The following is a 12,761-nucleotide window of genomic DNA, read 5'->3' on the forward strand; positions in this document are numbered from 1 at the left end:
TTGTTTCAAACCTTCGCGGCACTTGTCGCGACAGTGCATCGCCGACAAGAGCGTGACACGACAAGGCGCTCATCGCCGGAAGCTCGCTGGTTCAGTGAACACGCCAGTGGTGCCAAACCAGCCCTACAATAAGGCGTTGGTGATCAGGCAAACGACGCGAGTTTGATCACTTTGTCTGGTCGGACCTGTAGGACCAGCTGCTTTCAAGCACGGCCGCCGGCGAACCGGTCCTGCCATACCTGCCGTTCTTCATCGCTGATCTTGGCAAAAAGGTTTTCCGGTACGGCAAAGCTTTGCCCAGCGGGCAGGGTGTCGAGCGCATCGAACGCACTGTCGGGCCATTGAGAACTTTCAATCTGCAGCGCAGCGTTCATCTTTTGGGCCGCATCTGGTATAAAGGGTGCTGAAAGGGTGGCATAGAGGACGATCAGGTTCAGACCAAGGCGAACCTGCATAGCAGCCGTTTCCGGGTCTTCCTTGATAGTGGCCCAAGGCGCTGCCGCTTGGAGATATTCGTTCCCTGCAACCCAGATTGCGCGAAGTTCTTGCGCGGATTTACGCACTTCCATTGCATCCATCATATTCGCATAGCGTGTGAGGCGGGTGTCCAGTTCGGCAATCAGCGCTTGTTCCCGATCGCCATATGTCCCACCGTCCGGAACGGTCTCACCGAACTTGGAGCGGCAGAACTTTGTGACGCGGCTTACAAAATTGCCAAGGACGTCTGCGAGGTCCTTGTTCACGCCTTGCTGAAAAAGTTCCCAAGTGAATTCTGAGTCCGATGTCTCGGGACAATTGGACAACAACCACCAGCGCCAATAGTCGGCGGGTAAGATCTCCAGCGCCTGGTCCATGAACACACCCCGCCCCTGGCTGGTCGAGAACTGGCCGCCATCGTAGTTCAGGTAGTTGAAAGACTTGAGGTGGTCGACCATCTTCCATGGCTCACCGGAACCAAGGATGGTGGCTGGAAAACTGAGCGTGTGGAACGGCACGTTATCTTTGCCCATGAACTGGGTATAGCGCACGTCCTCTGCGCCCTTGTCCGTCCGCCACCAGCGTTCCCAATCCACGCCTCCCTGCGCCCCGGACCATTCTCCGGCACAGGCTATGTATTCGATGGGTGCGTCGAACCAGACGTAGAAAACCTTGCCCTCCATCCCCGGCCAATCGGCGTCGCCGCGGCGTACGGGAATGCCCCAGTCCAGGTCCCGTGTGATCCCGCGATCCTGTAAACCGTCCCCATCGTGCAGCCATTTCTTGGCGATGGATGTGGTCAGCACCGGCCAGTCCGTTTTGCTGTCGATCCAGGCATCCAGATCGTCCTTGAGCGCGGATTGGCGCAGGTAGAGGTGCTTGGTCTCGCGCACTTCGAGGTCGGTAGAGCCGGAGATGGCGCTGCGTGGGTCGATCAGGTCAGTGGGTTCGAGTTGCTTTGTGCAATTCTCGCACTGGTCTCCGCGCGCCTTGTCGTATCCGCAATTGGGGCACGTTCCCTCAATATAGCGGTCGGGCAAAAAGCGTCTGTCGGCATGCGAATAGACTTGTTTTTCCTTCACTTCGCGGATCAGGCCCGCATCGGCCAGACGCCCGGCGAAATGCTGTGTCAATGCGTGGTTTTGCGGCGAAGATGAGCGCCCGAAATGGTCAAAGGACAGGCGAAAGCCCTTCGCAATTTCGGCCTGAACGGCATGCATCTCGGCGCAGTACTCGGCCACCGGCTTGCCCGCTTTGGCGGCCGCAAGTTCCGCTGGTGTTCCATGCTCGTCAGTTGCGCACAGAAACAGGACCTCGTTTCCCCGTGCGCGCTGGTAGCGGGCATATAGGTCGGCAGGCAACTGGCTGCCCACAAGGTTACCGAGGTGTTTGATCCCATTAATGTAGGGAATGGCGGACGTGATCAGATGACGCTGCATGGTGGGCCTTTGCATGATTGCGGCCCGTGTAGCAGTGCGATGCCCGGTGGAAAAGACCCGTTACTTGTTGTCGCGGCTCCTGCCCGTCAAACGTCCGATCAAGAAGGATGTGCGCGGGGCGTAGATATAGCGCGTACGCTCGATAGGGGTTGCGCGGGAACGCATCCGAGCCAGACCAAATATGATCAGAACACCGTGCCCCACAGCGATCATCGCAAAAAGCGCGGGCGGGCCGAATACGTCGATCAGCGCCGAAGCTGTCAACGGAGCTGCGATTGCGCCCAGGGCATAATAAAACATCAGCGCGGCAGACAGTTCCACTCGTTCTGAGGCGTCAGCAAAGTCATGGGCATGTGCGGCTGCAACCGAGTAGATGGGAAACGTAGTCAGTCCGAACAATCCAGCAGTCAGCATCACACCCGTTGTATCGAGGTCGGTTGCAAGGGCTGTGATGGCACAGCTTCCCATTGCAGCGGCTGAAAGCCAGATCAGCACCCACCGGCGGTCGTATTTGTCCGCCAGCCAACCGACGGGATACTGGGCGAGTGCACCGCCCAATACAAATGCAGCCATGAACCATGCAATTTGCTGAGCTGTCAGCCCCACCTCTTGCCCATAGATTGGGCCAACCATGCGGAAGGAGGCGCTGGACAATGCAGCCACAACGACACCCGCGGCGGCCAATGGAGAGCGTTCGATTGCCAATCTGGGTCGTAGACGCGGTGCGCTTGGGGTGTCGGGTTGTTTGACTTTGGTCAGTGTCAGCGGCAGCAAAGCCGCACAGCATATGATCGCCAACAGGTTGTAGCTGATATAGCTTGCCGGTTCGAGCACTCCGATCACGAGCTGCGCGGCCAGTGATGCGCCCATATCCATCAACCGATACACGCCCATGGTCCTGCCGCGTGTGGCATTCGTGACCTTGGATTGCAGCCATGCCTCAATAACGGTGTAACAACCCGCAACACACATACCTGATGCCACCCGCATGACCGCCCATGCCAACGGGTCTACAATCATCATGTGGGCGATCAATCCGATGGCTCCAGCCGCGGTAAAGGCTGCAAAGGCGCGGCTATGTCCGACACTGCCCATCAGTCGAGGCGCCCACCAACATCCGATGAAAAACCCGAGAAAGTGGGCTGACCCCAGCAGGCCGATCTCTTGCCGTGTGAAGGCAAGCGCAATGCCCGACAGTGCATCAAGCGGGCCCAAAGCGCCCGAGCTGAGTTGCAGGAGAATGACCGACAGAAACAGGGCCGCGAAGGAGATGAGCATGCGCATAGCCTGCTCCTTGTGGCGTGAGTCGTGATGCGTGCCTATCGGGTATTCGACGGAGCAGCGTCGTTTTTCAGCCAGCCACTGTGATTTCGGCAACGATGTCGATGCCGACGTTGTTGTCGACCAGATCGGCATAGCCCGTCGCGCCAAAATTGCGCCTGTCGATGCGGCCTTTCAACATGACGGTGAGTGTGCTGAAGTCCTCTGTGGTGCTGCCACGGGGGCGAAACAGCCCCGCATCGAAGCGAATGCTGCGGGTAACGCCGCGCAATGTCAGATCCCCTTCGAGCATGGCGCCGTTGGAGAGGCGCCCACCAGGACCCAGCTTTACACCTGTTGATCGGAAGCGGGCGTTAGGATGGTTTTGTGCGTCAAGAACCGAAGGTGATTTCAGCGCTTCCGTCGCAAAGATCAGCCCGGTGCGGGCGCGGCGCACATCTGCGCTGACGAGGGCGGTGGACTTGTCCAGATTGTCGGGGTCTACGGTCAGGTCGGCTTGGCTGACGGGCACCGTTCCTTTGACCGGCGCGCCGTTCAGCATGAATGTGTAGGTGATTGTAGCGCCGCTCGAACCCAGACGATATGGGATTGGGGCGGCCCATGCAGTGCGTGGTGCGAGCGTGGCCAGTGCACAAAGCAACAAGTGGCGGCGGTTCATGGCGATGTCCTTTGCAGGTCTGTTCTGCAGAGGTAACACGCCAGCGCCGGATTTAGTCGCAGGTCACGCAGCCTTGATCAAACCGGAGATGCGGGGAAGGGCGTGATCTGGATTGCGCGTGATTTCCCACGTCTGTTCAGGGGCCGCACGTGCACGCAGCCGTGTCAGGTGCCAGCGGCCTTGGCTGCCTCGGTGATCGGGGGCCAGATGCCAGCGGCTTTCGACCCCCTGTGCACCGCCCATTCCAGGGGTCAGCAACAGGCCCAGCGGGGCATCGCCCTTGCCTGCTCCTCCGTTTTCCGCTGCCAGATGCATGCGGCGAACGGGTGTCAGCCCCGGCAATCCGGGCATATCGGCGATGACAAGCGGGACGGTGCCACTGCGCAACGCTTCCTCCATATTCCACAACACATCATCAGCCCGCTTTGCATGAACCATGATCAGCCGTGCCGGGGCGATGGATGGCATCATGCCGCAAGGGTTCAGATGTTCGGTGTTCCAATCCAGGGTGATCCAGATCACCAGCCCTTTGGTATGTGCTGCCAGCCACATAGCAAGCCGGTGGCGGGCGGGGCCGCACGCCTCGTGGATCCGGCCCATGGCCAGCCCATGCCCAAGCCCATGTTGTGCCCCTTCGGACAGCAGGGGCAGGCAAGCGCGTGCGCGTGATTGTGTGTGGTGGACAAGTGACGTGGGCAATGGCATATCTATACGGTAGCGTGTTCTTGATATGTTCTCAATTCTGATTTGCACAAAACTGGTAGATTTTTGGCTTGTTCCCAAGGGACTGGTCGCTAGGGTCACCCGGACGCAATAGGAGGGCCTGACATGGAACGACGCAAGCTGGGACGCACGGGAATCGAGGTGTCGGCCTTATGTCTTGGGTCCATGACCTGGGGCACGCAGAACACGACCGAGGAAGGCCATGCGCAGATTAACCGCGCTCTTTCTACGGGGATCGACTTTGTTGACACCGCCGAGATGTACCCGGTGAACCCCATCGCCAAGGAAACCATTGGCCGCACGGAAGAGATCATCGGCAAGTGGTTCGAACGGGGCGGCGCGCGTGATCGGATGATCCTCGCCTCCAAACATTCGGGCGCAGGGATGCGCCATGTTCGGGACGGTGCCGACATTTCCGGCGCAACCATTCCGGATGCAGTTGAAGGGTCGCTGAAGCGGCTGCAGACAGACTACATCGATCTGTATCAGTTCCACTGGCCCAACCGCGGCAGCTACATGTTCCGACAAAACTGGGCCTATGACCCGTCGGGCCATGATGTTGCTGCCGTTCGTCAGAATATGGAGGACTGTCTGGGTGCACTGCAGCGCGAGGTGGATCGCGGCACGATCCGCGCCTTTGGTCTTTCAAATGAAAGTGCGTGGGGCACAGCGCAGTGGCTGGCTGCGTCCGAGCGTGCGGGTGGGCCGCGCGTCGCCTCGGTTCAGAATGAATATTCGTTGATGTGCCGGTTCTACGATACGGACATGTCCGAGTTGAGCCTGAACGAAGATGTGGGGCTTTTGTCTTTTTCACCTCTGGCAACCGGGCTTTTGACTGGAAAATACCAGGGTGGTGCCGTGCCGGATGGCTCACGACTGACGCTGAACCCCGATCTGGGCGGGCGCAAGACCGAGCGGGCTTTCGATGCGGTCGATGCTTATCTAGCCGTCGCGCGCAAACATGGTCTTGATCCAAGCCAGATGGCCTTGGCGTGGTGCATGACGCGCCCATTCATGTGCTCGGTCATCTTCGGAGCCACAACGATGGACCAGCTGGAGGTTGCCATCGGTGCGGCTGATGTGCGGCTGATCGATGAGGTGCTGGCCGATCTTGACGCCGCGCACCGTGCACATCCGATGCCGTATTGATCCGAATGTGCTGACGCATTCTATTTCCGGTGACCCCCACCCTGGCCCTCCCCTCGGGGGAGGGGAGCATGGTTGCAGGCCGACCCAGATGACGGTGGCGACCAGGCCAATTTAAAACTGTGGGTCAAATTGACAGGTTGTGCGCGTCGTACGGGGACTTGCCCCATACTTTTCCGAATGCGCCCGGGCGAGGCTGGATTGAGATCCGAACCCTGTTGCCAAGGCAATGCTGTGCAGCGGCGTTTTCGTATGCTTGATCAACCTGTGCGCTTCGGCCAGCCGCAGGGTCAGGTAGTGCGTTTTTGGCGTGATCCCAAGCACTTGCTGGAAGTGAAGTTGCAGGCAGCGGGTGCTTAGCCCAAGTTTCTTTGCGATGGTTGGGATTGGAATAGGGGTGTCCAGCGCATCCTCCATGATGGCATGCGCCTTGTTGGTCAGTGCACTGTGTCGGCGCGCGTCCGGGTGCCGAATCTGGGGATCCGTGGACGACGGGGCGCGTGTGTGGATGAAGCCGGCGGCGACGCGCGTGGACAATGATGTTCCGTGCTGAAGCTCGATCAGTTGCAGCATCATGTCGAGGGTCGGCGCAGCACCACTGCTGGTCCATCGGTTGCCGGATGTCACGAACCTTGCGTTTTGCAGAGTGATGTCCGGGAAGCTCGCGGAGAACTCCGCCAAATCCTCCCAATGGGTGGTGGCGGCGTGCCCATCCAGCAGGCCAGCCTTCGCGGCGAGCCACGCGCCGCCATCAATGGTCATAAGCACAGTGCCAGGTGCAGTGAGGCGCCGGATGCTCGACAACAGGGCCGGGGTGGCCTGTGGGATCACGTTGAACCCGGCCACGAGGATCAGAAGATCGCAAGAGACAACGCGTTGCAGCGGGGCAGCGGGTACGGTCAGGCCGCTGGTCAGCTGAACGTCTTCATTGGTTGGTGTTGCGAAGCTCCAATCATAGAGCTTTCGTTCGGATTGTCGGTTGGCGGCGCGCAGAGGGTCCACGGCTGCGGCAAGCGAAAGGGTATTCGTATCTTGTAGAACGAGGATTGCGGTTTTTGTCATTTCGTTTCGTTTTTTGACAAGTCTTGATCGCAATGGATGGCAGAGTGCCTTGGAATGCAAGGAGGAACACATGCCGCTGACCATGAATCGTGAGGTTTTCATCACCTGTGCCGTGACCGGATCGGGCGGTACGCAGGATCGCAGCCCCCATGTACCGCGCAGTCCTGAAGAGATTGCGAACAGTGCGATCGCGGCAGCCAAGGCCGGTGCGGCTGTTGTGCATTGCCATGTGCGCGATCCCGAGACAGGTGTTCCGAGCCGGAAACTTGAGTATTATCGAGAGGTTACGGATCGTATCCGGGATGCGGATGTTGATGTTGTCCTCAACCTGACAGCCGGAATGGGCGGAGACATGGTGTTTGGGGATACCGAGGCCCCGTTGCCGCTGAAAGATGACGGAACCGACATGATAGGCGCGTCAGAACGGGTGGCGCATGTGGCGGAATGCCTGCCGGAGATTTGCACTCTGGATTGCGGCACCATGAACTTTGCCGAGGCCGATTACGTGATGACCAACACGCCCGGCATGTTGACCGCCATGGGGCGGATGATGACAGACCTGGGGGTGAAGCCAGAGATCGAAGCCTTTGACACCGGGCATTTATGGTATGCAAAACAACTTGTTAAGGATGGTGTTCTGGACGCGCCCGCGCTGGTTCAACTGTGCATGGGCGTGCCCTGGGGTGCGCCGGACGATTTGAATACATTCATGGCGATGGTCAACAATGTGCCGGAGGATTGGACGTTTTCGGCCTTTTCATTGGGGCGCAACCAGATGGCCTATGTTGCGGCAGCGGTGCTGGCGGGCGGCAATGTACGGGTCGGTCTTGAGGACAATCTGTGGCTTGGGAAGGGCGAACTGGCTCAAAACTGGCAATTGGTCGAACGGGCGGGCACCATCATCGAAAACATGGGCGCGCGGGTCATTGGACCGGCGGAGGTGCGCGAGAAATTGGGGCTGACCAAGCGGTCGCCAAAAGGGTGATGACAGGGTGTCACCCCCCGTGCACCAGGCGTGCACCCCCTGTACACCCCCATCGGGCGCTTTGGCTCCTGATCGTTAACCTTTGCGCAATAGGATGGCTGGCTGCCTGCGCGCCCGCACCTACGAATGACCCTCAATTGCTGCGCAACCCGACTGTGCCAATCGGCGCCATCAGCAGGTTCGAACAGGCGAGGTTCGACGGACATTGGCAGGTCGAACGGGCGGGTGCGGGTGAGTGGGCGTTGGCAGGGTTCGACATTGCCAATGGTCGATGGCAGGAGCGGAGCGAGACCGGGGCACCACGCGACGGACGCGTGATGCCACTTGGGCGCGGTGTTTTGGAGATCACCTACGACGATAGGTCCAAGCGCGATCTGTGGGTCGTATGGATCGACCCTGATCACAACACGGCGGCTTTGGGGGACCCGGATGGACGGTTCGGCTTTGTGGTGACGCGCGTTGGAAAACGGTGGGCGGATCAGATTCGCGCTGCGGAGCAGGTTTTGGACTTTAACGGGTATCGCGTGGCCGATTGGCGTGATGGCAAGCCTGGTATTTGAAATGGATATGGTGGGTTCCCGAGGAATCGAACCTCTCGCGGAGACCACTCCAACGTTTTACCGCCACGGATTTACAGTCCGCCATGGAGAAGGGAACCCAAGTGGTCGCGATGGTTCTGAGGAATTCAGACGTCACGACATGGCAAAGAGGCCCATTGGAGCCTCAGAAAAGTTCAATAATAGAACCAGATATGCCGTGTCAGTTTGGTCATGTTTGGCGAGTTAGTCCGCCAAGGAAAAAGAAGCAATGAAAAGAATGAGAAAAGTTGCAGCGATCATCGGCGGCGGTGTGATTGGCGGCGGTTGGGCAGCGCGGTTCCTGCTGAATGGTTGGGATGTGCGGGTGTTTGATTCCGACCCTGAGGCGGATGCAAAGCTGGCCCCTGTTCTGGCGCAGGCGCGGCGGGCGTTGCCGAGCCTGACGGATGTGGCCTTGCCCGACGAGGGGCGGCTGACCTTTCACGACGATCTGGCGGAAGCCGTGGCGGGCGCGGTCTGGATACAGGAAAGTGTGCCGGAGCGGTTGGACATCAAGCACAAGGTGTTGGCGGGCCTGCAAGTGGCGTGCTCTGCGGATGCGATCATCGGCTCGTCTACCAGCGGGTTCAAACCCAGCGAGTTGCAGGAGGGCGCGGCGCGACCGGAACAAATCATGGTCTGTCACCCGTTCAATCCCGTTTACCTGATGCCGCTGATCGAGGTTGTGCCGTCATCTGCAACAGACCCTGCTCTGGTGGAGAAGGCCGAGGGCATTCTGCGGTCCCTTGGGCATTATCCTTTGCGTGTCCGCAAGGAGATCGACGCTCATATTGCGGATCGGTTCCTTGAGGCCGTCTGGCGCGAGGCGCTGTGGCTGGTCAAGGACGGTGTTGCCACAACCGAGGAGATCGACGAGGCGATCCGCATGGGCTTTGGCATCCGCTGGGCGCAGATGGGGCTGTTTGACACCTATCGCACCGCTGGTGGCGATGCTGGGATGCGCCATTTCATGGCGCAATTTGGCCCGGCCCTGCAGTGGCCTTGGACCAAGCTGATGGATGTGCCTGAGTTTACAGACGAGTTGGTGGATTTGATTGCCGGGCAATCGGATGCGCAATCCGGGCACATGACGATTTCCGAGATGTTGAAGGCGCGGGATGACAATCTGGTGGGCATGATGCGCAGCCTGAAGGCCAATGATTGGGGCGCGGGTGCGGTGATAAATGCCCACGAGGCGCAGTTGCGGGCAGGGACCGTTCTGGCGGCCCATGTGGATGATCTGGAGGATGTCTCTGCGCCCATCCTGACCGTGCGCCGGGCCGTGCCGCTGGATTGGACGGATTACAACGGCCACATGAACGAGGCGCGGTATTTGCAGGCCTTTGGCGATGCGACGGACCGTTTCATGGAGATGATTGGCTGTGACGCGGAGTACATCGCGACCGGCGGCAGCTATTTCACGGCCGAGACCCATATTCGCCACGTGGACGAAGTGCATGCGGGCGCCGTGATCGCAGTGCGCACGCAGGTTTTGGCCGGGGCGGGCAAGAAGCTGCACCTGTTCCATGAGATGTATGAGGGTGAGCGGCTTTTGGCGACGGGAGAGCATTTCCTGTTGCATGTGAGCCTTGAGACTCGGCGCCCGTCCGAACCTGCTGCCGCGATTGTTGCGGCTTTGGAACGGGTGTCGGTGGCGCATGCGGATTTGCCTGCGCCCGAGGGTGTTGGCCGGGCTGTCGGGCAGCGCCCATGAGCCGGGTTCTGATCACCGCCGGTGCGTCGGGGATCGGTCGTGCAATGGGCGAGGCTTTTGACGCTGCCGGGTACGAGGTTTGGGTGACAGATGTGGATGCGGCTGCGTTGAAGGCTTTGCCTGCCCAGTGGTCTTCGCACTTTTGCGATGCCTCGGACGAGGACGCGGTCGCGGGTGTGATGTCCCGGGCCGGGGCGTTGGATGTGCTCTGTGCAAATGCCGGGATTGCGGGACCAACGGCGCGGGTCGAGGATGTGGCCTTGGGCGATTGGCGGTCTTGTGTGTCGGTCAATCTGGAAGGTGCCTTTCTGGCCGTGAAACATGGTCTGCCTGCGATGAAGGCGGCGGGTCGAGGTTCTGTCGTGTTCACATCCTCGACCGCCGGGATACATGGCTACCCCAATCGTGCGCCCTATGCGGCGGCGAAGTGGGCCGTCATCGGATTGATGAAGACCGTCGCGATGGAGGCGGGGCCTTTTGGCGTTCGTGCAAATGCGATTTGTCCAGGCGCGGTTGAAGGACCTAGAATGGAAGGGGTCTTGGCACGTGAGGCGGCAGCCAAAGAGACGACCCGTGATCAGGTTTATGAGGGTTATGCTTCCGGGACATCCATGCGCAGCTTTGTGGAGGCATCGGATATTGCTGACATGGCCGTGTTTCTGGGGTCAGATGCTGCACGGCGCGTGTCGGGGCAAGTGATTGCGGTTGACGGCCATACCGAAAATCCGGACCCGAAGCTGTAGGCCGTCGGGCGGCTCTGTTTGCCTTTGGCAAAGGCGCCCGCCCGCCGACCCTTGCGGCGCTCTAGGTGATCAGATGGCGCAAGCCATCCAAATGGCTCGGAATATCTCGTGCAGTGAACGAGGCTTGCCGTATCAAGGTGTCGAAATGCAGGGAGAGTGTTTCTATTCTTTCCCGATCGCGGAAGGCCATGTAGTGACCGCCGGTATAGATCACCGCGAGTAAGGGGCCGAATATAGTGATCGGGGCTGAGTAGAGTTTGCGCTGATCAAAGAGGTAGATACGGAGCCTTGGATAGAGCTGGGTGCTTAGGTCAAGCAGTTGGTCGAGCTGGTCCTGTCGCGTGTCGGCCGGTAGGTCCGCGTAGTAGCCGGTTCCGGCGGCGAAGCTGTGCAATTCGTAGAGCGGCAGCGCGATTTCATAGTCAGACTGTGCTGCACGCATCCAGTTCAGCCGGTCGCGGGACGCGTTGATGGCTTGCGTGGTGGTGCGCCCCAGGTGGGGGCCGTATTCCCACTCCAGCATCTCTTGAGTCTTGAGCATGTCGGGCAGGCCTGCGGGGACGTGTCGGATCTTGTAGCCTGCCGCCTCCTGGTGCCACGAGAAGATGCGCTCGTCGATAAGCGCGCGTGGGGCTTCGGTGAGCGTCAGCGCGGCGGCGGTCAGTGCTGCAGCGCTTTCCGGGCGGTCTGAGAGGCCAAGCAGCCAATCAGCAGACACCCCGAGGGCCTGCGCACAGGCCCCGACCACCTGTGCGCCGGGCAAGCGTGCACCATCATCAGCAAGTGCTTGGCTGATCGTGGATCGGTCGGTGCCGATGTGACGTGCAAGAGCACTTTGCGACATGGATTTCTCAGCCATCGCGCGGGACAGGCGGGCGCGGAATTGGGAGGCGCGAAGGCGTTTGTCGATAATTTCATGCATGTGGTGATAAATATCTGCATCTGCTGGAATTGTTAACTCAATTCGGAATTCGCGGCATGCTCCGTTCACGGTAGCGTGAGCGCATCTTATCCCGGAGCCTTTAGCCAATGCCGTCACGCCGGTCGTCCCGACGTTTACCCTTTGATCGTCCCATGCAGGTCGAGTGGATCACCTTGGGGCTGTGGCTGGTGTGCATGGTGCTGTGGGTGTTTGCCCTAATGGTCTTGCCAGCGGGGTGGGCGTGGGGCGTGCTGGTGCTTACCCTTGTCCTGCATGCCTCGCTGACCCACGAGGTGCTGCACGGTCATCCGTTTCCATCCCGGTGGGCCAGCGAGGCCCTCGTGGTCGTCAATCCGGGGCTTTTCATCCCTTACCTGCGGTTTCGCGATACGCATCTGGCGCATCATCAGGATGCGAACCTGACCGATCCCTATGATGATCCCGAGACGAACTATGTTGATCCGGTGGTGTGGCAGCAGATGCCACGCCTCTTGCGGAGCGTGCTGGCGCTGAACAACACGCTTGCTGGGCGGATGCTGTTGGGGCCGGTCGTGGCGCAGGTCAGTTTCATGCGAGAGGATTGGCGGGCGATCCGGGCGGGTGATGCGCAAGTGCTGCGTGGGTGGTTGGTGCATCTGCCGGGTGTTTTTGCGACCCTGTGTGTCATTTGGGCAAGTCCTACGCCTATCTGGCTGTACCTGACGGCCTGTTACGCGGCGGTGTCCGTGCTGAAAATTCGGACCTTTCTCGAACATCAGGCGCATGAGCGTGCCCGGGGCCGTACGGTGATCGTGGAAGATCGCGGACTGCTGGCTTTTCTTTTTCTGAACAACAACTTCCACGTCGTCCACCACATGCATCCGCGCGTGCCATGGTACCGGTTGCCCGCGCTCTACCGGGCCAATCGCGACCGATACCTGACCTGCAACGAGGGGTACCGCTTTGCTTCGTACCGGGATGTGTTTGCCCGGTACTTCCTGCGGGCCAAGGATCCGGTGCCGCATCCGCTCTGGTCCTCGGACCGCTGAGCCGC

At 59.9% G+C, this 12,761-nt stretch carries 12 protein-coding genes; 6 read left to right on the forward strand and 6 right to left on the reverse strand.

Annotated features, from left to right (window positions below):
• Positions 1 to 203 precede the first annotated feature (203 nt).
• The 4 genes from metG to IE087_RS10795 all read right to left on the reverse strand — a co-directional run bounded on the left by metG (position 204) and on the right by IE087_RS10795 (position 4,560).
• Positions 204 to 1,916: a methionine--tRNA ligase gene (gene metG, locus IE087_RS10780; protein WP_189369360.1), complete on the reverse strand. Its 1,713-nt coding sequence runs from the start codon at positions 1,914 to 1,916 to the stop codon at positions 204 to 206.
• Between the two features lie 60 nt (positions 1,917 to 1,976).
• Positions 1,977 to 3,200 (reverse strand): MFS transporter, encoded by a 1,224-nt coding sequence (locus IE087_RS10785; RefSeq protein WP_189369361.1) that lies wholly within the window; start codon positions 3,198 to 3,200, stop codon positions 1,977 to 1,979.
• A 67-nt stretch (positions 3,201 to 3,267) separates the two neighbouring features.
• The gene (locus IE087_RS10790; protein ID WP_189369362.1) at positions 3,268 to 3,855 is read right to left on the reverse strand and encodes a YceI family protein; all 588 of its coding nucleotides are present in this window, start codon (positions 3,853 to 3,855) and stop codon (positions 3,268 to 3,270) included.
• A gap of 63 nt (positions 3,856 to 3,918) precedes the next feature.
• Positions 3,919 to 4,560, reverse strand: a complete 642-nt coding sequence (locus IE087_RS10795) for an ImuA family protein (RefSeq protein WP_229801350.1) — start codon at positions 4,558 to 4,560, stop codon at positions 3,919 to 3,921.
• A 123-nt stretch (positions 4,561 to 4,683) separates the two neighbouring features.
• Between IE087_RS10795 and IE087_RS10800 the strand changes: the two genes are divergently transcribed.
• Positions 4,684 to 5,727 (forward strand): aldo/keto reductase, encoded by a 1,044-nt coding sequence (locus IE087_RS10800; RefSeq protein ID WP_189369363.1) that lies wholly within the window; start codon positions 4,684 to 4,686, stop codon positions 5,725 to 5,727.
• Between the two features lie 111 nt (positions 5,728 to 5,838).
• Here IE087_RS10800 and IE087_RS10805 read toward each other — a convergent pair whose 3' ends face one another.
• On the reverse strand, positions 5,839 to 6,786 hold the full coding sequence (locus tag IE087_RS10805; RefSeq protein ID WP_189369364.1) for a GlxA family transcriptional regulator: 948 nt from the start codon (positions 6,784 to 6,786) through the stop codon (positions 5,839 to 5,841).
• Positions 6,787 to 6,856: 70 nt separating this feature from the next.
• On the opposite strand from IE087_RS10805, the gene bcoG reads away from it, so the two are divergent.
• The 4 genes from bcoG to IE087_RS10825 all read left to right on the forward strand — a co-directional run bounded on the left by bcoG (position 6,857) and on the right by IE087_RS10825 (position 10,806).
• Positions 6,857 to 7,771, forward strand: a complete 915-nt coding sequence (gene bcoG, locus IE087_RS10810) for a 3-dehydrocarnitine:acetyl-CoA trimethylamine transferase BcoG (protein ID WP_189369365.1) — start codon at positions 6,857 to 6,859, stop codon at positions 7,769 to 7,771.
• A 137-nt stretch (positions 7,772 to 7,908) separates the two neighbouring features.
• Positions 7,909 to 8,331, forward strand: coding sequence for a lipocalin/fatty acid-binding family protein (locus tag IE087_RS10815; protein ID WP_229801351.1), 423 nt, complete (start codon positions 7,909 to 7,911; stop codon positions 8,329 to 8,331).
• Between the two features lie 256 nt (positions 8,332 to 8,587).
• Positions 8,588 to 10,063 carry a carnitine 3-dehydrogenase gene (locus tag IE087_RS10820; protein ID WP_189369962.1) on the forward strand — a complete coding sequence of 492 codons (1,476 nt, stop codon included), beginning with the start codon at positions 8,588 to 8,590 and terminating at the stop codon, positions 10,061 to 10,063.
• A complete protein-coding gene (locus tag IE087_RS10825) occupies positions 10,060 to 10,806 on the forward strand; it encodes an SDR family oxidoreductase (protein ID WP_189369367.1) in 747 nt (248 codons plus the stop codon). The genes IE087_RS10820 and IE087_RS10825 overlap by 4 nt, the downstream gene beginning before the upstream one ends.
• Before the next feature lie 61 nt (positions 10,807 to 10,867).
• On the opposite strand, the gene IE087_RS10830 is transcribed toward IE087_RS10825, so the two are convergent.
• Positions 10,868 to 11,728 (reverse strand): helix-turn-helix domain-containing protein, encoded by an 861-nt coding sequence (locus IE087_RS10830; protein ID WP_189369368.1) that lies wholly within the window; start codon positions 11,726 to 11,728, stop codon positions 10,868 to 10,870.
• A gap of 152 nt (positions 11,729 to 11,880) precedes the next feature.
• Between IE087_RS10830 and IE087_RS10835 the strand changes: the two genes are divergently transcribed.
• Positions 11,881 to 12,756: a fatty acid desaturase gene (locus IE087_RS10835; protein ID WP_189369369.1), complete on the forward strand. Its 876-nt coding sequence runs from the start codon at positions 11,881 to 11,883 to the stop codon at positions 12,754 to 12,756.
• Positions 12,757 to 12,761 lie beyond the last annotated feature (5 nt).

Source organism: Tateyamaria omphalii (assembly GCF_014651375.1).
Classification (GTDB): domain Bacteria; phylum Pseudomonadota; class Alphaproteobacteria; order Rhodobacterales; family Rhodobacteraceae; genus Tateyamaria; species Tateyamaria omphalii.